General features: G+C 44.3%; 27 protein-coding genes. 22 read left to right on the forward strand and 5 right to left on the reverse strand.

Annotated elements, in window-relative coordinates; translation table 11 throughout:
* Positions 1 to 84: 84 nt before the first annotated feature.
* Complete coding sequence (locus NB463_RS17545) at positions 85 to 816, forward strand: AHH domain-containing protein (protein ID WP_258430737.1); 732 nt, start codon at positions 85 to 87, stop codon at positions 814 to 816.
* The gene (locus NB463_RS17550) at positions 816 to 1,391 is read left to right on the forward strand and encodes a hypothetical protein (RefSeq protein WP_258430736.1); all 576 of its coding nucleotides are present in this window, start codon (positions 816 to 818) and stop codon (positions 1,389 to 1,391) included. Before NB463_RS17545 ends, NB463_RS17550 begins: the two co-directional genes overlap by 1 nt.
* 169 nt (positions 1,392 to 1,560) lie before the next feature.
* On the opposite strand, the gene NB463_RS17555 is transcribed toward NB463_RS17550, so the two are convergent.
* Both NB463_RS17555 and NB463_RS17560 read right to left on the reverse strand, forming a co-directional pair.
* Positions 1,561 to 1,743, reverse strand: coding sequence for a YjzC family protein (locus NB463_RS17555; protein WP_017635456.1), 183 nt, complete (start codon positions 1,741 to 1,743; stop codon positions 1,561 to 1,563).
* A gap of 157 nt (positions 1,744 to 1,900) precedes the next feature.
* Positions 1,901 to 2,548 carry a hypothetical protein gene (locus tag NB463_RS17560; protein WP_258430735.1) on the reverse strand — a complete coding sequence of 216 codons (648 nt, stop codon included), beginning with the start codon at positions 2,546 to 2,548 and terminating at the stop codon, positions 1,901 to 1,903.
* A gap of 298 nt (positions 2,549 to 2,846) precedes the next feature.
* On the opposite strand from NB463_RS17560, the gene NB463_RS17565 reads away from it, so the two are divergent.
* On the forward strand, positions 2,847 to 3,110 hold the full coding sequence (locus tag NB463_RS17565) for a hypothetical protein (protein WP_017635454.1): 264 nt from the start codon (positions 2,847 to 2,849) through the stop codon (positions 3,108 to 3,110).
* Here the strand turns inward: NB463_RS17565 and NB463_RS17570 are convergent.
* From NB463_RS17570 to NB463_RS17580, 3 genes are read right to left on the reverse strand one after another with little or no spacing between them, the layout of a single operon-like run.
* On the reverse strand, positions 3,105 to 3,356 hold the full coding sequence (locus tag NB463_RS17570) for an ogr/Delta-like zinc finger family protein (protein ID WP_017635453.1): 252 nt from the start codon (positions 3,354 to 3,356) through the stop codon (positions 3,105 to 3,107). The two genes, NB463_RS17565 and NB463_RS17570, sit on opposite strands and share 6 nt — an antisense overlap.
* Positions 3,357 to 3,410: 54 nt before the next feature.
* A complete protein-coding gene (locus NB463_RS17575; protein WP_017635452.1) occupies positions 3,411 to 4,454 on the reverse strand; it encodes a phage portal protein in 1,044 nt (347 codons plus the stop codon).
* Positions 4,451 to 6,238 carry a terminase large subunit domain-containing protein gene (locus tag NB463_RS17580; protein WP_258430732.1) on the reverse strand — a complete coding sequence of 596 codons (1,788 nt, stop codon included), beginning with the start codon at positions 6,236 to 6,238 and terminating at the stop codon, positions 4,451 to 4,453. Before NB463_RS17580 ends, NB463_RS17575 begins: the two co-directional genes overlap by 4 nt.
* 176 nt (positions 6,239 to 6,414) lie before the next feature.
* Between NB463_RS17580 and NB463_RS17585 the strand changes: the two genes are divergently transcribed.
* The 19 genes from NB463_RS17585 to NB463_RS17670 all read left to right on the forward strand — a co-directional run bounded on the left by NB463_RS17585 (position 6,415) and on the right by NB463_RS17670 (position 18,363).
* The gene (locus tag NB463_RS17585; protein ID WP_258430731.1) at positions 6,415 to 7,287 is read left to right on the forward strand and encodes a GPO family capsid scaffolding protein; all 873 of its coding nucleotides are present in this window, start codon (positions 6,415 to 6,417) and stop codon (positions 7,285 to 7,287) included.
* Positions 7,287 to 8,309 (forward strand): phage major capsid protein, P2 family, encoded by a 1,023-nt coding sequence (locus NB463_RS17590; RefSeq protein WP_234499370.1) that lies wholly within the window; start codon positions 7,287 to 7,289, stop codon positions 8,307 to 8,309. Before NB463_RS17585 ends, NB463_RS17590 begins: the two co-directional genes overlap by 1 nt.
* Positions 8,302 to 9,018 carry a phage terminase small subunit gene (gpM, locus tag NB463_RS17595; protein WP_258430727.1) on the forward strand — a complete coding sequence of 239 codons (717 nt, stop codon included), beginning with the start codon at positions 8,302 to 8,304 and terminating at the stop codon, positions 9,016 to 9,018. The genes NB463_RS17590 and gpM overlap by 8 nt, the downstream gene beginning before the upstream one ends.
* 108 nt (positions 9,019 to 9,126) lie before the next feature.
* Positions 9,127 to 9,591 carry a head completion/stabilization protein gene (locus tag NB463_RS17600; RefSeq protein ID WP_104974964.1) on the forward strand — a complete coding sequence of 155 codons (465 nt, stop codon included), beginning with the start codon at positions 9,127 to 9,129 and terminating at the stop codon, positions 9,589 to 9,591.
* Positions 9,588 to 9,986 (forward strand): phage tail protein, encoded by a 399-nt coding sequence (locus tag NB463_RS17605; protein WP_258516024.1) that lies wholly within the window; start codon positions 9,588 to 9,590, stop codon positions 9,984 to 9,986. The genes NB463_RS17600 and NB463_RS17605 overlap by 4 nt, the downstream gene beginning before the upstream one ends.
* Complete coding sequence (locus NB463_RS17610) at positions 9,979 to 10,638, forward strand: phage virion morphogenesis protein (RefSeq protein WP_017635446.1); 660 nt, start codon at positions 9,979 to 9,981, stop codon at positions 10,636 to 10,638. The genes NB463_RS17605 and NB463_RS17610 overlap by 8 nt, the downstream gene beginning before the upstream one ends.
* A 2-nt stretch (positions 10,639 to 10,640) precedes the next feature.
* Positions 10,641 to 11,771, forward strand: coding sequence for a DUF2586 domain-containing protein (locus NB463_RS17615; RefSeq protein ID WP_258430723.1), 1,131 nt, complete (start codon positions 10,641 to 10,643; stop codon positions 11,769 to 11,771).
* 3 nt (positions 11,772 to 11,774) lie between these two features.
* Positions 11,775 to 12,227, forward strand: coding sequence for a phage protein (locus NB463_RS17620; RefSeq protein WP_017821175.1), 453 nt, complete (start codon positions 11,775 to 11,777; stop codon positions 12,225 to 12,227).
* 20 nt (positions 12,228 to 12,247) lie between these two features.
* The gene (locus NB463_RS17625) at positions 12,248 to 12,454 is read left to right on the forward strand and encodes a TraR/DksA C4-type zinc finger protein (protein ID WP_017635443.1); all 207 of its coding nucleotides are present in this window, start codon (positions 12,248 to 12,250) and stop codon (positions 12,452 to 12,454) included.
* Positions 12,455 to 12,458: 4 nt separating this feature from the next.
* A complete protein-coding gene (locus NB463_RS17630; protein WP_017635442.1) occupies positions 12,459 to 12,668 on the forward strand; it encodes an HP1 family phage holin in 210 nt (69 codons plus the stop codon).
* Complete coding sequence (locus tag NB463_RS17635) at positions 12,655 to 13,245, forward strand: lysozyme (RefSeq protein ID WP_258430721.1); 591 nt, start codon at positions 12,655 to 12,657, stop codon at positions 13,243 to 13,245. The genes NB463_RS17630 and NB463_RS17635 overlap by 14 nt, the downstream gene beginning before the upstream one ends.
* Positions 13,220 to 13,561: a hypothetical protein gene (locus tag NB463_RS17640; RefSeq protein WP_258430720.1), complete on the forward strand. Its 342-nt coding sequence runs from the start codon at positions 13,220 to 13,222 to the stop codon at positions 13,559 to 13,561. Before NB463_RS17635 ends, NB463_RS17640 begins: the two co-directional genes overlap by 26 nt.
* 22 nt (positions 13,562 to 13,583) lie before the next feature.
* Positions 13,584 to 13,772, forward strand: coding sequence for an Rz1-like lysis system protein LysC (gene lysC, locus NB463_RS17645; protein WP_017635439.1), 189 nt, complete (start codon positions 13,584 to 13,586; stop codon positions 13,770 to 13,772).
* Complete coding sequence (locus NB463_RS17650) at positions 13,765 to 14,046, forward strand: putative phage tail assembly chaperone (RefSeq protein WP_017821180.1); 282 nt, start codon at positions 13,765 to 13,767, stop codon at positions 14,044 to 14,046. The genes lysC and NB463_RS17650 overlap by 8 nt, the downstream gene beginning before the upstream one ends.
* 32 nt (positions 14,047 to 14,078) lie before the next feature.
* Positions 14,079 to 14,231 carry a DUF6890 family protein gene (locus tag NB463_RS23965; protein WP_017821181.1) on the forward strand — a complete coding sequence of 51 codons (153 nt, stop codon included), beginning with the start codon at positions 14,079 to 14,081 and terminating at the stop codon, positions 14,229 to 14,231.
* Positions 14,232 to 14,261: 30 nt separating this feature from the next.
* Positions 14,262 to 16,241: a phage tail tape measure protein gene (locus tag NB463_RS17655; RefSeq protein ID WP_258430716.1), complete on the forward strand. Its 1,980-nt coding sequence runs from the start codon at positions 14,262 to 14,264 to the stop codon at positions 16,239 to 16,241.
* Positions 16,231 to 16,572, forward strand: coding sequence for a DUF2590 family protein (locus NB463_RS17660; RefSeq protein ID WP_258430798.1), 342 nt, complete (start codon positions 16,231 to 16,233; stop codon positions 16,570 to 16,572). Before NB463_RS17655 ends, NB463_RS17660 begins: the two co-directional genes overlap by 11 nt.
* Positions 16,569 to 17,774 (forward strand): baseplate J/gp47 family protein, encoded by a 1,206-nt coding sequence (locus tag NB463_RS17665; RefSeq protein WP_258430715.1) that lies wholly within the window; start codon positions 16,569 to 16,571, stop codon positions 17,772 to 17,774. The genes NB463_RS17660 and NB463_RS17665 overlap by 4 nt, the downstream gene beginning before the upstream one ends.
* Entirely contained in the window at positions 17,767 to 18,363 is a 597-nt protein-coding gene (locus NB463_RS17670; RefSeq protein WP_258430714.1) for a phage tail protein, read from the forward strand. The genes NB463_RS17665 and NB463_RS17670 overlap by 8 nt, the downstream gene beginning before the upstream one ends.
* The last annotated feature ends 2 nt before the right edge of the window (positions 18,364 to 18,365 follow it).

Genomic DNA, 18,365 nt, shown 5'->3' on the forward strand with positions numbered 1-18,365 from the left:
TAGGCCACATAAAGGCTATTGATTATTTGCTCGTCAGTTATGTGAATGTTATCCAACGGCTTTGTTTGTTCGAGGGATACGAGTATGAAGCATAATTTGAGTATAGTTGGACGAAAAACGAATCGTCCTAGTAATCCAACTGCAGCTGAGTTGGCCTTAGATCGTTTTGATGCGTTAGTCGACGATTTCTATAGCAAGTATCGTGTGGCTCCACCTGCGGGTGAAACTGAACAGCAAAGAGCAAAACGATTGCAGTTTGAAGCACAAGACTTGAGGTTTTTGAAAAAAGTGAGGATTGAACTCATTGCTCATGCTCGAGTTGAAGATATGCAAGCTAAGTTGCAATCGTACTCTGCAGAAAACTTAAAAAAAAATGCGAAAGAGTTGTTCGTTGAAAAGCATCATCCGACGACGAAACTAGCTAATAATCTAACCGCTGCAGGAGAGCCTAAACCAACTAAAAACCATGAGCCTCACCATATCATTCCTGGCTCGGGAAGGTTTAGAAAAGCAGAAATGAGAGCCGCAAGATTAAATTTGCACATGCATAAAATTGGCATAAATGCGCCCGTAAATGGTGTTTGGTTAACAAATTATGCGAAGCATACGGACTTTAACTGGGAAGCACCTAAGTCTCCGGCTCACCGTTCGATCCATACATTTAATTATGAAACTTGGATTAGTTCCAAATTTTCGAAGGGTATTCCGAGTAAACAGCACTTTGAGGCTAACTTACTTCGGGTCAAAATGGAGTTAAAGAGTGGCACCTACCCTAAAGAGGTCTTGGAAGCTAAGAATGAAGTTTGGAAAGGATGATGACGGTTTATAAAATTACAGATGATTTAACTAAGTTTCAGTCGGTATGTTCTGGCCCAGATGAAATCGCTACCCAGTTGGGGGATTTCGACTATTTTGAGAGAATCTTATTGCAGGCTGTTGAAAATAAATCTCTGAAAGATATTTGGAAGCCTGCGGAGGTCGAGTTTGAAGATGTATTAACCGATAACTCTGTATTGCCTGATATTAGCTTATGGTTACGAACATATCTTGTTTTATCTCCGAGGGCATATGAAGCTCTAAATAGTTGCTTATCTGAAAGCGGGGATTTTTTACCTGTCAACTATCAAGGTGAACAATGGTATTTATATACATCGCTGACTTTTGGAAAAGAAGATAGACAAAAGTGTGTAGAGAAGATCTCATATGGAAGCCCTGATGGGTTAGAGGTTCTTGCATTCATTGATGATGATGTGAAAGATAAAGTGATCTTTAAATCAAGATTAGAAGGGGCTAGCAACTTATACTGCATAGAAAGATTCAAGGCTATGTGCGAACAAAACCAGCTTAATGGCATCGTATTTTCTACTAACCTGACAGGAACCTTTGAGTGAAGTCACTCAACAAAAACTAGGTTTAGTCTTCATAGTGTTTTTGTCAGCCTTCCTTGGTAATCACTTTTGTATAATTCAGAGCTGAGTGATGGCTCATTAAAAATAACTCCCAAATTCAAACAAATGTTTTAAGCTTTGGGAGTTATGTGTGATTGATTTTTTAGGATTATCATTTGTCTGGTTTGTTAACTCGAACCCAAGTTCTATCCTTTTCTTGTGTCGGCGGTAGCTTATCGTCGCCAGGTTCTATTGTAACTTGTCTAGGCTTGTTCACCTGTCCACCTCTAGGACCTCTTTCTTCATATTCACCTGGCTTATTAGGCTTTTCACCTGGCTTTTGCGTATTAGTCATTGTACAGTTCTCCTTGGGGTGTGCATCATTGCATATGAATGATAGTCCAAAGATAAACAATGTAAAATCATGCGAGTTAAAGTGTAAAAACGTTACTAAGTATCAAGATGTAATCTGCTATTTTAATCAAAGGATATTTGGTAGACGTTATTCAACTTTAGTTTGTCGCTATTGATGAATATATAATAGAAATGTTTTTATTAGCTTCATTTAACTGACGTCGATACTGTTCAAATGCAACAGGCTCATACTTGTCATCGTACTTCGTGTAATAGATGTTGGTAGTGCACCCTCGACTCATGCAGTCTAAGATAGTTTCGAGATGTTTTTTCTCTTCATTTAATTTTTTAAGATCATCTTTCAGAGAGAGTTTTGACTGTAGTTTTTCATATTGGTTTAATAAGGTAGCGTGTGCTGATTTATAGTCTTCTAAGCGTAATTCAGTGGTTGCTAGTCTTTCCGCTAAACTTTCGTAATCCGAATATTTCTCGAGCTTAGTTAACTGCTTTTGAACTGATTGAAGTTCTATTTCCACCTTTCTCTTTTCTATTTCTAGTCTGGCTGTTCCTTTTAGCTCTTCGTCGAGCATTTCTCGCTTTACTTTTTCTTCCAAGTAGAGCTTTTGTAAGTCTTGATACACTTTCGTTGTTTTGATTAGGCTTGTTTGAGCTTTAACCTTTTCTTTCTCTTTTGTAAGTTCAATTTGTAATGGAGTAACTTGTATAAATTGAATGACACCAGCTACAACCGTGGAGCAAGCAACGCAGGATGGGATTACCTTTGTAAACCAATAACTTTCTGGCATAACTATTCCTATTTAGCTTGTGAAAAACAATAGGTTTGATCAACTTGTTTCATAAATCTAGTTAAAAGTTTTGCAACTGTGCAGTTGCTACATAAGAGCTCATTAGCTGTACTCATTTTCTTTCATAAGTATTTGTAACATATCAGAGTTGATGGTCATTTAGCTTTCTCATTTATCCAAAGATCCCGATAAAGTCCACCTAAATTAACGGCTTGACGGGAATGTTTAATGTGAAGTCTAAGTAACTCTCTAATCCTTCAATGAGTAAATTGTATCTAAAACCACTGTGGAAAACTGTATGGATATACAGTATATTTCACTAATGATTGGTAAGGGTGTTGATATGTCTAAAGAAAAACAGTTGTTTCAATCCGCTCTGGATATAATCATTGATGGGGTAGCCGTCAGTGCTGTGGGCGAGGGAAGAGAGGAAGCGGGGCGAGTTTTACTAGAGGGAATATTACCGCGGTTTTCTCACTTATTGGATGACGAAAAAATAAAAGCCATCCAGTCGATAATTGGGATGGCTGATGAGGCAGAGAGTCCTACTTTTAAGCTATAGAATCGACAGCTGCTGTTTTAACTCTTCTCTATGTTCTGGTGCTAAAGTCTTAACAATATTAAAAGCTAACTGCGAAGTGGTTTTAGCGCTAGGGCTAAGAGTATGGCTATAAGACAAATTCATTACAAATGAATGACCACATTCAGGGTCACTACATGAGCAGTATAAATCTGCGTATTTAGCACTTATTTTGTTTGATTTTTGAATGCGGCTTTTTTCACCGCATTCTGGGCAAGAAACTCTCATAACAATGACCTGGCTGAACTGACTGACAGTTCAATATTAAGCTATAAACTGTGTTTATGTACAGTTTTGTGAGCATTGCCCGGTAGTAACATCAAACTTAAAGTGAAGGCTTTTTATGTTTCTGATTTCTGGGTCGTTGTTCACTTCATCCATAATAAGTTCGCATACAGGGATGATTTCGTCTTTGGCATACTCACTGCCAATTTTGACAGGATCACCTAGATTAGTCGTTCCTTGGGGAATGATTCCTGCTTTTCCTATAGGGAAGCGATGGCCTACGAGAATGTCTTGCGCAGTGATGTTTTTGATTCGCTCAAATTCATCTTTTGTCGCTATATCGCCCACCGGGATTAGCTGAATACCTTTTTCTGCACCGCCTGGAATATTAACAAACATACTTCTAAAGTTACCCACCCCTTTAGAGCTCGCGATTTTTTCCTTCAGCATTTGTTCGTCGTCATCACTAAGGTTTGGATCCGTGGCGTAAAAAATGAATCCCATGTGTGCACCATTCTTGTAATAGCGACGACGAAATAGCGTTGCATCTCGATTTAGTAAGCTGCTTTGTAAACTACCTAGATAATCAGGTAGGCCATAAACTTGCTGTTGCAGGTCTTCTTGAGGCAAAAAAATGATGTCATTCTCTTTGTACACTCGTTGCTTGTTGTCTCGCTCTAGCAAAACGAAGTCCCCATTTTTACGTCTACGCAGATACATGGTCGGTAGAGGAAACAAGCGTACAACACGCTTGAAGTGGTCTCGGATTTTTAAAAATGCGGCATCACCAAACGTGAAGTAGTTATTACAAAAAGATTGAATCTGTCGACGTCTTGAACCGCCACCTGAAATAAAACGGGCAGCAACATAATTTGCTCGAGCTTTAAGTAAAGACCCGTGATAGGCGTTTGCACGAGAAGTTTCTGCTAAGCCCTGGCGTGAGATTGGTGGTTCCCAGTAACCATCAGTGTCGTTATAGAAAAGCTCAGAATATGAAGTCATCCAACTGGTTGAGTCAATTGCTTCAGGCGTAGAGTCAAGGTGATAAACAGACTCCGCATGTTGCTCCTGTTGTACTAGTTTTTCTTTTTGATTGTTCATGCTGCAGTCGCCCAGGTTGATTTCGTTGGTGTGTTGTGGTCTAGCGGCTCATTGATAATGGCGTGTGAAATGGCCCAAAATGCATCAGCGTGGCCTGTTGTTTCACTTCGCTCTGCTTTAAAGGTCATAGCGTTACCGCTATTGGTCGGCACTCGTTTAATCGCCATAAATGCCATAGCAATGTCTTTGTGTTCGGCATCAAACTGCAGTCGTTTTGCTTCTACGATATCGATCATCTTCATTACTAGGCGATTCTTGTTTTCGTTGCTGTAATGTATGGCGTGGGCCTCACGAGGGTGCTTTTTCTTAATTAAGTCCCAAACACCGCCACCAATGCCTGTAGTATCAACGCCTATGTAAGTGACTTTGTAGCGTTGAAATACCTTTTCAATTTCACTCACGTGGTACTGGAAGTTAAGCCCTTTCCAGTAGTGCTTCTCTAAGACACGAAACTTTTCACCTGCAACTGCTGGCGGAGCTATTACTACCAAACAAGCATTGTCTCGCGTTCGGCTAGGGTCATAACCCAGCCATACTTCACGCCCAGCAAACGGTGATTTTGTTTTCGGCTTGAAGTCCTGCCAGTGGGCAGAGTCAACCATGCCTTTTTCGAGGTCAGAGAATTTGAATACAGACAAAGACCCGTCGACGAAGATACACATAAACAGGTTATCGAAATCGTCTTTACTGTATTCCTCCTTCAGTTCTTCAATATCAAATAGTTCACAGCCGCCTGCTGCAGCGTCTTCAATCGTGACGACATATCGCCACTGCTTATCAGGGCAAAGTACACCACCATCGCGATATTCATCGAACGTTGGAAACTCAATTTTGGCGCGTGAGTCTCTGCCTTTTCGCCATTGGTCGCCCGTCCAAAACGGATATGCCTGGTGCATTTTCGATGATGGTGTCGAAAAGTAGGTTTTACGCCATTTTTTATGGGTAGCCATTGCTGAAGCGAGTTTGTTTAGTTCGTCAAACTTCGGTATCCAGAAATACTCATCAACATAGACATGGCCGTGGTAACTCTGCGCGGTTTTGCTATTGGTAGATAAAAAGCGAAGTTCAGCGCCATTGGAGAGAATGATTGGGTTTCCAGTCAGCTCTATGTCTAAGAACTCTTTTGCAATAGCAACGATGTAGCTGCGAAATACTTCTGCTTGAGCTCGTGATGCTGACAAAAAGATCTGGTTATCGCCGGTCAGAATCGCATCTTCTAACGCTTCGCCACTGAAGTAGTAAGTTGCACCAATTTGGCGGGATTTAAGAATGTTTCGAATACGCTGTTTTATGTTGTTACGCATTACATGCTGATAGGCAAACAGGGAATCGTGCCATGTGACAAAGTCCTCTTCACTCAGTTCGCTGATGTCATTCTTTTTACTTTTACGTTTCTTGGTCGATTTTGAATTACTGCTAGATTTCTGGCTGTTACGGCTATTTGTACCGTCGTGCTTTTTATTCCCTGTATTTAAAGGTTGCTCACCTTGCTGCTTTTCTTGTGCCCTTTGTTTCTTTAATGCAGCGTGATGCTTGATAAGCCGATCGAGCATGTCTAGTTGGTTTTTAGTGGGGTCAACAAGTTCAAGCAGTGTTTGAATTCGATTTGCTATCGCTTCATCAATGGTTTGTTCACGCAACATATCGCGCCAACCGAATTTGTCTGCCCAGTAATAAATGATGCGCTCATTATTCAGGTTCAGTTCGGTAGCGATTTCACGTGGCGTCCAAGCTTTCAAATAGAGAGCTCGGGCGGCTTGTCGTATTTCGGGAGAATATGCCATAAGCGCATCATACGCGCCGAAAACTTGCAAATGACTAACTTAAATTCGGATGAATTCGGATATGGGCTAAATCCGAATTGCAAGGAATTGAAGTGGCTGAAACCACTCATTCAAAGGCGTATTGTTTGCCGTGACCGAGATTTATTTGACGTGATTTAACTAGGCAAACGACAAACATGAGCAAAACCAGTGATTGGAAAATTGTTGCAACTGAGGGGGCTACTGTAGATGGTCGCCAAATAACTGCAGCGTGGATTAAAGACATGGCATCGCTGTATTCAACTTCTGAGTACACCGCGATGATCTGGCCTGAACACGCACGCTCTCACTGGAATGTGTTTGAGGGTAAAAACTGGGGGGTAGTTGAACAACTAAAAGCCGAAAAGAAAGACGGCAAGTTAAGACTGTTCGCCAAGATTACGCCAAACCAATATTTGCTTGACGCTAACCAAGATGGTCAAAAGCTATTTACATCTATTGAGCCGAATCCTGATTACAAGGGCGAGGGGCGATGTTACCTGATGGGCCTAGCTGTGACTGACTCCCCAGCATCTACAGGGACAGACCGCCTTGAGTTCTCGCGCAAGCAAGGTGAAGTGACCAAGATTGAATGTAGTGATCTTGAAGAGTTAGACGTGTCCGAATGCTTCACAACAAATCCTATCTCTAAGTTTTTCTCAGAATTGGCAAAACATTTCCAATCTGGCGGGGCACTGCCAGAAATTACACCTGTAGAGCCTGAACCAGAGGACATTGACGTGACTCCAGAGCAACTAGAAGCACTATTTGATAAAAAATTTAGTGCCTTAAAAACCGAGCTGAAAGATGAACTCAAACAAGAGTTTTCGCAGCAAAACCTAGAACCAGAGCCGGAAGTAAATACAGGGGCAATTGTTGAACAGTTCTCTGCAGCTTTGGATGACAAGCTAAACCCATTGGTAGAAACAGTAGATGGTTTGGTATCGAAATTTAACAAACTATCACAAGAAGTGCCGGGCCAAGAGCCGGGTGGTGAGGGTGCAAGTGATAAAATGGAAGGAGTATTTTAATGCTAAATGCTGTTTCAACTAAATACTTAGCGGAGTTTAGTTTATCCGTAGCTCAAGCTGCTGGTTTAGACGTCCCATATGGCACGTTTAACATCACACCACCGATGGAAACTGCTCTACGTCAGGCAATTCTAGAGTCTCATGAATTCTTAAACATGATCTCTCTCCTTCCAGTGCAACAGATTAAAGGTCAAGTGGTAGATGTTGGTAATGATGGCCTTTCTACAGGTCGTACGTCATCAGGCCGTTTCAGTCGTGAAATGGGTCAAAGTGGTAATACCTACGAACTGACTAAAACGGACTCTGGTGCTCATATTCTTTGGGAGACCATGACCCAATGGGCAAACTCTGGGAAGAAAGGCGAATGGCTTAAACTAATGCTAAACGCTATTTCTCGAGTGTTTGCATTGGATATTCTTCGTGTAGGCTTCAATGGTACATCAATCGCCACGCCTACTGACCCAGTTGCTAATCCACTAGGCCAAGATGTAAACAAAGGTTGGCTTACCGTCGTTAAAGAGAAGAAAGCTAGCCAAGTTTTGGGATCTGCGAAGCTAGACCCTACCGGAGCGGCGGCAGATTCGTACAAAAACCTTGATTCGTTGGTACAAGACTTAATCAACACAACTATTGCTCCAGAGCATCGCCAAGATCCCGATCTTGTCGTGTTGGTCGGCTCTGATTTGGTTGCGGCTGAACAACATCGCTTGCTAGAAGCGGCAAATTCTCCGACAGAACATAAAGCGGCGCAAGCTCTTGCAAAAACTATTGCAGGCAAAAAAGCTTATACACCTCCATTCTTCCCGGCTGACCAAGTATGGGTTACCAATACCAAGAACCTACAAGTTCTTACCCAAGCAAACACACAGCAGCGTCGCCAGAAAAACAATGACGATGAGCTACGTTTTGAATCTAACCATATCCGTATGGAAGGTTACGCTGTGGGAAATCTTAAAAAGTTCGCTGCTATCGAATCTGTTTCAGTCGTCGAATCAGCCGTTGCAGAGGTGATGAATGGCTAGTCCTTTAGCAAGGCAGCGTCGTCAGCTTCTAGAAAATCAAGTCAGTCATTCTGCATCGAAGTTGAGTGCTAGTGCAAATACCGAAAGCCTGCACATCAAGCTGATCGATTTTGAAGAAGACCGCAAGTATCTAAAACAGCTCAATGCTATCGAAGACAAGGTGAAACATAAGCGTGATGTTTTGGTGCCCAAGTACAAACCGTACGTGGAAGCTTACCTAGCAAAAGGCGAAGTATTCGAGAACCCAATTTTCACCAATATGGTTATCTGGTTGTTCGATGTCAACGACATGGAAACCGCGATTGATTGGTGCTTGAAAGCCATAGCGCTTGATTTACCTACACCAGATAACTTCCGACGTGACTGGCCAACCGTGTGCGCCGATGAAGTTTTAGCTTGGGCGGAAAAAGAGTCTGGCAGAGGACATTCTATCGAGCCTTATTTCAGCGCGGTTTTTGAAAAGGTTGAGGGCGAATGGCGACTACACGAAGAAGTGCATGCCAAGTGGTATCGGTTTGCTGGGTTGCACTTACTTCGAAATGAAGAAGGACAGCCGCAACCGACGTCTATCGGTTGTTTAGATACCTTGGAAAAGGCCTTGTTGCTACTGCAGTGTGCTCATGAGAAGTACGCCAAAATTGGGGTGAAAACCAAAATTGGTCAGGTAGAACAACGTATTCGAGCGATTAAAGACAACAAAAACTTGTAACAGCTCCTACGCCGCCGAGCCTCGGCTGGTGAGGTAAGAGTGCCAATAGGCTAACTCAATACCGTCGACCCAGTGGCTAGAGGCTCACTTATTAAAAAAGGAATAACGATGTTTACGGGATCTTCCGGTTCGGATTATCAAGCGACAGAAATCACCAATGACGGTTTTTGGCCGAACATCAATGCTGGTGATTTTGAAAAGCGTCGCGGTATTCCTGCTGCTCAAGACTCAGAACGTATTGCTATCGCTCTAGTTAATGCTGTTTCGGAAGTTAATCAGCAACTCGAAGACTTAAAAGCTAAGTATCAGGAAGAGGGGCATGCAACTGCTGGCGATGTTCCTACTTTTCCGAAAATGAATGATAAAAACCGTGTTGTATATCAATACGAATCAGCAGTATTTGCGAGAGCCAAAGCTGATTTGCTGCCGGACATTGCAACTGTTCATACCAAGGACAAGGGCGATCACATCGCAGACAGAAGCGTAGAGGTGCGCACTGAATTACTTTCAGAAAGCCAGCGCATTATTCGAAACATGAAAGGGCTGAACCGTTCATCGGTGGATTTGCTATGAGAACGCAATACCAAGCAGGCTACAAGCTGCGTGATCTAAACGCATTTTTAATCAGCGTTGTGGGCGACAAGATAGCCAAGCGCATGGAATGTGAAATGGGCAAGGTTGAGTTGAAACTAGAAACCAAGCACATGGGCCATGGTTTTGACCTGCTGTATCAGCGTTATGTTGCTGACTTCTACTTCGACAAATTCCCTTTCAAAGAATACGACCCAGCGGTGCTGTTCGCCAATGTTGGGGCGTGGTTGATAGACAACGATTCTGACCGTTTCCGCATCGAAGACTTAGACGACCCAGACGGGCCAATCTATTGGAATGGTCAACGCTGGAAGATTGAAGAGTACGAGATTTGGCAGGCGGAAAGGCTATCACATGTAGTTCTCCGCAATGTATGAGATACGGGCCGATAAGCGCAGTTATTTGCGAGTTAAAGAGCAATTCGAGCTGCTAAAGCTTGAGAAAAAAGCCAGAGCCCGAGTGCTGAAAGAGCTTGGTAAATACATCACTAAAACGACCAAAAAAAACATTCGAGCGCAGCGTGACCCAGACGGTAAAGCGTGGTCAAAGCGCAAAAACGGCAGGCGAAAAATGCTTAAAGGTTTCACTAAGAAGCTAAAGCACTTTCAAAAAGACAATAACCGGGTTTTGGTTGTTGGTTGGCCATCAAGACGAGGAACCGTTGCACTGGCTCACCATACAGGTGAAGCAGAGGAAAGCGGATTGCAGCAGCGATTCAAGCAAGCCAAGAAAGCGAAAGAACCAAAGAAAACCGACCCGGCAACGAGAGAGCAAGCGAAAGAGTTACGCGACTTAGGTTACAGACTTCCGCCCCAAGGCAGGCAGAAGAGAGGCAAAAAGCCAACGCTCAAATTCATTACTCAGAATATGACCGTCGCTGAAGCCGCAAAACTGATTAGTGATCTGGAAAATAAAACGCCATCACGTAAGTGGGAAGTAGATCGCCCAGAACGCCGATTGATAGGCATTAGTCCGAAACGGGCAGCAATGATTATCAAGCGGGAAATGAATCGAAATAGGAGCAACTAAACATGGCATGGCCTACCGTCATTATTAACATTCTGAACATGATGCGCGGACCGATCCCGGGCGTTGAATTTCACTTTCTGTTTGTTGTGTACGGCACAGTTGCAGGAACAGAGCGCAACCTAATTATGGTGGATAACACCACGGATTTTTCAGACAGCACATTCGATAACATCGACCCTATACACATACTCACGCTAAAAGCTGCTCAGTTAAATGGGAAACAGAACTGGACTGCCGGTGTGATCGTTTTAAACCCATCAGATAGTTGGCAGGCAGCGGTTTTTAAAGCCAATGAGACATCAAGCTTTGAAGCTGTTGTGTTGGATAAGCCAAATACTGGAGCGTCCACTCTTGAAGATGCAGTCGCATTTCGCCATGAACTTAAAGCCAAGCTTGGCCGAGAAGTTTTCATGATCTGTTCCTTACCAGGAATTAATGATTCCGAGGACGGTGAAACATGGGCCGAGTGGTTAGCGCAAACGGTGAATGTGCCAAAGAGCATTGCAAGTGAATACATCACCGTAGTGCCACAAGTACACGAAGGAAACTCTACAGTTGGCATTTATGCAGGTCGGTTGGCCAATCAAGAAGTATCTATTGCTGATTCACCGGCACGAGTAAAAACAGGCAGCATTCTGGGCAGTATGAAATTAGCAAAAGATAAGGATGGAAAGCCATTAGAGCTAGCAACACTTAAAGCACTAGAAGCTGCTCGAATCGCTGTGCCGATGTGGTATCCAGATTATCCGGGACAATATTGGACAACTGGACGTACGCTAGATGTCCCTGGTGGTGATTATCAAGATATTCGTCACATTCGTGTCGCCATGAAAGCAGCACGTAAAGTGCGGGTACGAGCAATTGCACGAATTGCTGATCGAGAATTCAATTCCACACCAGGCAGTGAAGCCAGCGCAAAGCTGTATTTTACTCAAGACCTCCGTGAAATGGCGGTAGTGAAAAAAATTGGTGATTACGAGTTCCCTGGTGAAATCAAACCACCTCAAGACGATGACATCACCATTACATGGGTTAATAGTGAAGAAGTTGAAATTCTACTCGCAGTTACACCTTACGAGTGCCCAGTGAAAATCACCATCGGCATCATGCTCAATCAACGACTAGGGGAGTAAACAATGAATTCTCGTTATACAGGGCGAAGCTTCGACATAAACATGCTGGGGATTTTGGTTCATGTGGAGTCGGCTACAGCAACCATCAATGATGAGTCTGCTGTTGATAAAGAGCGCGGCATTCCCACTGGATTTACTCATGGAGCTGTGAGTTGTGATGTTGAGTATGAACTGGACTTGAACAACTTCCGTAAGCTTCAACAAAAAGCTCGCGAAGCTGGCAGTTGGCGCGGTATTAAGCCACACGACTGTATGTTCTATGCAAATACTGGCGATGATGAAGACAAAGTAGAGCTGTTTGGTGTGAAGCTTCAAATCTCAGATTTACTTAGTGTTGATCCAAACAGCAGTGATAAAACCAAGCGCAAGCTTAAAGGCTTTGTGACGAGCCCTCACTTTGTTCGCATTAATGGCATCTCATACCTAAGTAATGATGATACCCGCGGTTTGCTTTAAGCCTATCAGAGAGAGAACGAATGCCTGACTTTATCGACCATGCTAGTAGTAACGAAACCAAGTTTACTGAAATGGCAATCGCAAACCAGCTTAAACAGTCTATGCAGACAAGCGAACAAGAGAGTGCAAAAGAATGCCTTGAATGTGGTGACCCTATCCCTGAAGGGCGTCAGATAGCTATAGCGGGATGCCAGTTTTGCGCACCTTGCCAGGCTAAGTTGGAGTAACGATATGAAAGATTGGTTCGACAAATTAACCAGTGGAGTTGCTTACCTTGTGTCATTGGCAGGAATGACTTTCAGCAAGCTGACATTTGAGCAGTGGTATTTCATTTTATCACTAGTGATTGGCCTTGCAGCACTGGGATTGAACTATTGGCACAAGCGAGCAATGCAACGTATTGCTAGCGAAAAAGGAGTAGCACTGAGTGAAACTGACTAAGCGCATCATTTGTTCTGTCGTCGCTGTGATCGGCTTGGTAACAGGTGGTACGGCTGTTTATGGACCTGAATTGACGCAGCCCATTGGGCAAGTTGTGGTATCGGAACGAGACTTAGGAACGCTGCGCATTACCCCTAAAGGACTGAAGTTGATTGGTGATGCAGAGGGATGCCGGCAGAACCCTTACGTTTGTCCGGGAGGTATTCCTACGAATGGAATTGGGAATACTCATGGTGTGCCAGATACGCCAATCACATTGGAGCAAGTCGCGAGCGACTGGGTGAAAAATATTCAATCGGCCGAACGATGTGTGACCAATGCAGAAAGGATTTCAGGAGCGCAAATGAGCACGGGTCAATTTGACGCATTTACCAGCTTTGTTTTCAACTTCGGGTGTACCAAGTTTCGCAAAAATAAGGACGGCTCTGACACTCGGATTTACGCAGCAATCAAACATGGCAATTATCCCAAAGCCTGCGGTCACATTACGGAGTGGGTAAAGAGTCAGGGTGTTGTACTTAAAGGACTCGTCACTCGAAGAGGATTAGAACGTGATCGCTGCATGGAAATGGATTAAGTGGATTGGTATTGCTGTGTTGGTGACGACCATCGCGGTGCTGAAGCTGCAGCTTCATACCGTCAAAGCAGAGAAAACCACATTAAGTGAAAAGCTCACCAAGGCAGAAGCAAACAACCAAATCAACTTAATCACCATTGAATTTTTGAAGGGTGAAAGTGAGCAAGCTAACAACATGTTAGTTCAGCGGCAACGGCAACACATAGCAGCAAAGGAAAAACTCAATGCAGACCTGGCAGCACTTAAAACAGAGCTGGCAAACGTTCAGTGCCATATCCCTGCCACTGTTACTGACCGCCTGCGCGAACCCTACTGAAACCGTCGCAACGCAGGTGTTCATGAAATTGCCACCTGCTGGAATGTTGGTGCCCTGTTCAAAACCACAAGTTCAAGGGACATGGCCAGAAGTGGTTACCGACGACATTCCCAAGCTGAAAAACGCACTGACTGAGTGTGATAACCAGATTGAAGATTATTTGCAATGGCGTGCTAAGCACGAAAACAAGAAGAGAAGTAAAAATGACTAAACCTACCTTCACATCAAAACCTGTCGTAGTCGCTATCGGTGGCACTGACTTCGTATTTACGCCAACGGTACAGGATGCAAATAACTATACCAATGACATGATGCCTAACAACAAAGTCGCGCCTGCCTATACGTACTTAACGCGTACTGTGAACCCAGAGCAAAAAGATGAGCTCACTGAGTTACTTGATAGCGTTCCTGGCTTAACTATCGAGCTTTATGCCACGGTAAGTAACGCTTCTAAAGGTGGTATCGAAATCACACTAAAAAAATAACAGATAGGGCAAAGCGGATTGAAGACAATCCTTTGGAACAAGCCTTTGCCCTTCGTCGTCATTTTTTGCCGAGTGAACCAGACGACGAAAGAAGTTTAAGTCGCGCTATCTGGCTGGACAAACACCAGTTCGAACGCGAAGAAAGAGCGGTAATGAGTGCTATCAGCCGACTGTTTAGTCATTAACAGACATAAAGAGCGAGTGAGTATTACGCGATGAGCATGGAAAAATTGTTAATGCACATAGCGTTGGTTGATCAAGTCACCAAGCCGTTGCAGGGGATTACTAAAGAAGTACAAGCTTCGATGGATGCTGGTAAGCAAGGCATGCAAAACATGGCGGCAGGTGGTGCGGGTTTAGTCGCCACGGGCTTTGCTATTCAAAATGCGCTGATGCCAGCGATTGAAATGGATAGAAAGCTAGGCGAAGTGAAGTCGTTAGGGGTTCTGGATGAGGATCTCACGAAGCTTTCAAAGACCGCACTTTGGACATCGGCACAGTACGGGAAGTCTGCCACAGATATTGTCGGCGCCTCATATGATATCAAGTCAGCATTTGGTGATATGGATGGAGATAGCCTTTCTGACATCACCAAAAGCTCTGCCGTTTTAGCCGCTGCGACTAAGGCTGATACTGCAACCATTACGGATTATATGGGCACCATGTATGGTGTTTTCAAAAATCAAGCTGATGAAATTGGGGTTGGTATTTGGTCCAAACAAATTGCCGGCATGACCGCGCAGTCTGTTGAAATGTTTAAGACTACAGGCTCAGGCATGAGTAGTGCTTTTACTAGCATCGGAGCGAATGCGACCAGTGCAGGAGTTGCTATCGAAGAGCAGATGGCGATTTTAGGCACTCTTCAATCAACCATGAGTGGCAGCGAAGCGGGTACCAAATACAAAGCATTCTTAGCGGGTGTGGCCAACGCTCAAGATAAGCTCAATTTGTCGTTTACCGATAGCCAAGGTCAGATGCTGCCTATGCTAGATATTCTTGAACAATTGAAAGGTAAATATGGTGACACCTTAAGTGTTGCTGAAGCAGCTGATTTGAAAAAGGCATTCGGCTCAGAAGAAGCCGTTAGCATGATTAAGTTATTAATGGCTGATACCGAAGGACTCGCAGGCAGTATTGACCAACTTGGTCAAATCGAGGGAATGTCGAAGGCTGAGCAAATGGCCAGCACCATGACAGATCAGTGGGAACGGTTAGAAGCGGCATGGTTTGCGGTTCGTGCTGCGGTATTTGGTGCGATTCTTCCTTCAATCAATTCGGTTGTAGGCACCATGGCTGACGGCTTAATGGTGATTGTTGGTTGGACGGACCAATTTCCTTGGCTTGCTGAAATTCTTGGCTATGTCGCTATCGCAGGCCTGTCTCTTGGCGGGGTGATTGCAACATTGTCGCTTGCCATGGGTATCGGGCAAATGATGTCTGCTGGTTGGACGGTTACCATGACGAGTTTAAATAGCATCATGAAACTACTGCGTATTAGTACGCTGGCGAGTACTGCTGCTGCATGGCTATTTAACGCCGCGCTTTGGGCCAACCCGTTAACTTGGGTTGTCGCTGGTATAGCGCTGCTTATAGGTGGTATTGCTGCGGCAATCTATTGGTGGGACGACTTAACCTCCGCGTTTAAAGATACGGCTTGGTTTGATGTTATTGCTCATGCTATCGAAGGACTCGTTGATTTACTCAATATGATCCCAGGTGTTGATATTGAACTGGGGAGCCAAATTGAAACGCCAGAGATGACAACGGCCGTCCAAGCTGAACACAGTACTCCTATATCACAGAACCTAACTCCGGGTGATGCGTCAGAAGTTAAGCAATTAGAACTACTTCAACCTCAAATGAGTTACGAGTCTGCGATAGCGACGAACCAAGACGTTTATGGATATAAGCCAGAGCAAATGGCGCCGTTCAAAATTGCAGAAAGCCAGGTTATTTCTCAGCCAAGCATCAATGTTGAAGCTCCAAACCTAGATACTCAATCGCCTCAACCGTTTATCGAATATAAAGGGAAGAGCAACGAGCCACGATTGCCTCCTCAAGTGGTGAACAATATGAAAACAACCAATCACAGTGATGCTAGTCGAGTTAGCTCTTTTGGCGACGTGTATATCACTGCCCCTAACGGAATAACACCAGACCAATTAGCCGAGTGGGATGAGCTCAATGTGGGGTAACGACTTAACAGAACGCAAGCGCTACAACGATATCAAAGTGGTCGAGGGTGGCTGGGATATGGACGCAGGCCAACAGCCTAAAGAGTGCAGTGATTTATACAGCATCGCGCAGGACATTAAGCACGCGATCATGGAATCAGGATTGGCTCGCCAATTGGTTGCAGAAAGAAACCCAGCGTTACGCGCTGATGTAATGGTGCAAATTGAGCAACTTGCTGAGAGAGATGTAAGAGTGGTACCGGGTTCAGCGACAGCAAGAGAAACAGAAACTAGTGATATCACCTTAACCGCTAAGGCTTATGAATATGGGGAACTTGAGGTGAAAGCATGAGTAAACGACCAAGTACGAATTTTGTTCAGGTACTAAGTGAATCGGGTGTGCCAGTTACCGAAAAGGACTTTGAAACCAAACTAAAACAAGAAGTCGTGGGGGCTGGTAGCAAGGTTTCGAATGACTCCGAAATGTCACCGTTTTGGCGTTGGGTTCGCGCTGCAGTGGTCACGCCATGTGTTTGGCTGATTAGACATCTATTGGCTCAGCACGTTATGCCCAATATGTTCGTGGCAACCGCTGAGCGTTGGGCTCTGGACCTAAAAGCTTGGGAGCACAATATCGCGCCGAAAGTAGCTCAAAGAGCACAAGGCTACATCACACTAACTAAAGCAAGTGCTGCTGATGCGGTGACGATTGAGAAAGGGGCGGTTATTCAAACGCTACCTATAGATGGCGTTATGTATAAAGTTCGAGTTATCGAGCCTGGAATCATCGAGGCTGGTCACTTGAAGGGTAAGGTGCTTGTCGAAGCGCTTGAAGCGGGCTCCGCGTTTAACTTGCCGGCGGGCTATTTCAACATTATTCCTGAAGCGATACCGGGCATTGTTGATGCGGTGAATGAACCTGACTGGCTCTCTGTACTCGGTGCTGATGCAGAGACTGATGAAGAGTTAGCGCTTCGTATTCAAAATGCCTTTACTAGCTCTGGTGAATGGCACATCGATGATGTGTATCGCTCTATCATCGCCAGCGTAGCGGGGATCCGAAGTGATAACATCTATTTTAGAAATACAGGGGACATAACCCCTGGTTCAGCAGAAGCATTGATTTTGATGGAAGTGGGACCAACCCCGCTAACCGTTCTTGAACAGCTAAATGAGCACATAATGTCTAAAGGGCATCACGGTCACGGTGATGTACTTACCTGTAAAGCCATTCCCGATACGCAACATGAGATCACGGCGGATGTCGTCTTAGCTGAGAACTTAGACAGCGCCACCAAAGTAAATGAACTTCTTGAAGTGGAAGCGAGGATTAGAGCAGCTTTTCGAGAAACAGCAGCTTACCCAGAAATGACACGCGCGAAACCTGAGCATCGTTTTAGCTTATCTTTGCTTGGTACTGAGATACATACCAACATGACGGAAGTTGAATCGGTAAGGTTTACCGTAGACGGAAAAGTCCAAAAAGACATTATCAGCAAGCTAGAACAGCCTCGATTGAAATCACTCGCAGTTAGGGAACTCGTGGATGTCTGAGTCTCGAAATTACGACCAAAGCCGACATTCCCCTCGCTTACCCGAAATTGTGATCCCATGGTGGCAGGACGGAAGAACGACGGCGGATGAAGTCAAAGAACCTCACTTTTTATCTAAAGGCGTTTTTTCATTCTTCCAGATAATTTGGAGCAGTCTACTATTTCCGCTTCGCCAAATGGATGCGTTGACCTGTAACGAAAAAGCATTGGAATTAATGGCATGGGATAGAGATATCAAAAGGTTTGAGAGTGAGCCACTTTCACTGTTTCGAAAGCGAGTGAAATACGCAGAAGTGAACGCCAAAGACGCAGGTAGCGTAGCGGGCTTCAAGCGGATTTTTGAAAGGTTAGGCATTGGCATCGTTAAGTTCAAAGAGCGTCAAAACGAAGTTCAGTGGGACGTTTGTACTATTGAGCTAAGTGATGGCGATATCTCGCAAAACAGCAAGTTGGTTCAAGTGCTCATAGAGCAATATGGGAGAACTTGCCGTCGATATCGATTTGAAGTCGTTTATCCCATTCAGGTGCACATTCGTACGGCCTGTTTCAGCCAAAGTCAGCAGCTATTTAGTGCAAAACTAGAGGAATAATA

Source organism: Vibrio sp. RM-41-2B (assembly GCF_024744415.1).
Taxonomy (GTDB): domain Bacteria; phylum Pseudomonadota; class Gammaproteobacteria; order Enterobacterales; family Vibrionaceae; genus Vibrio; species Vibrio diabolicus.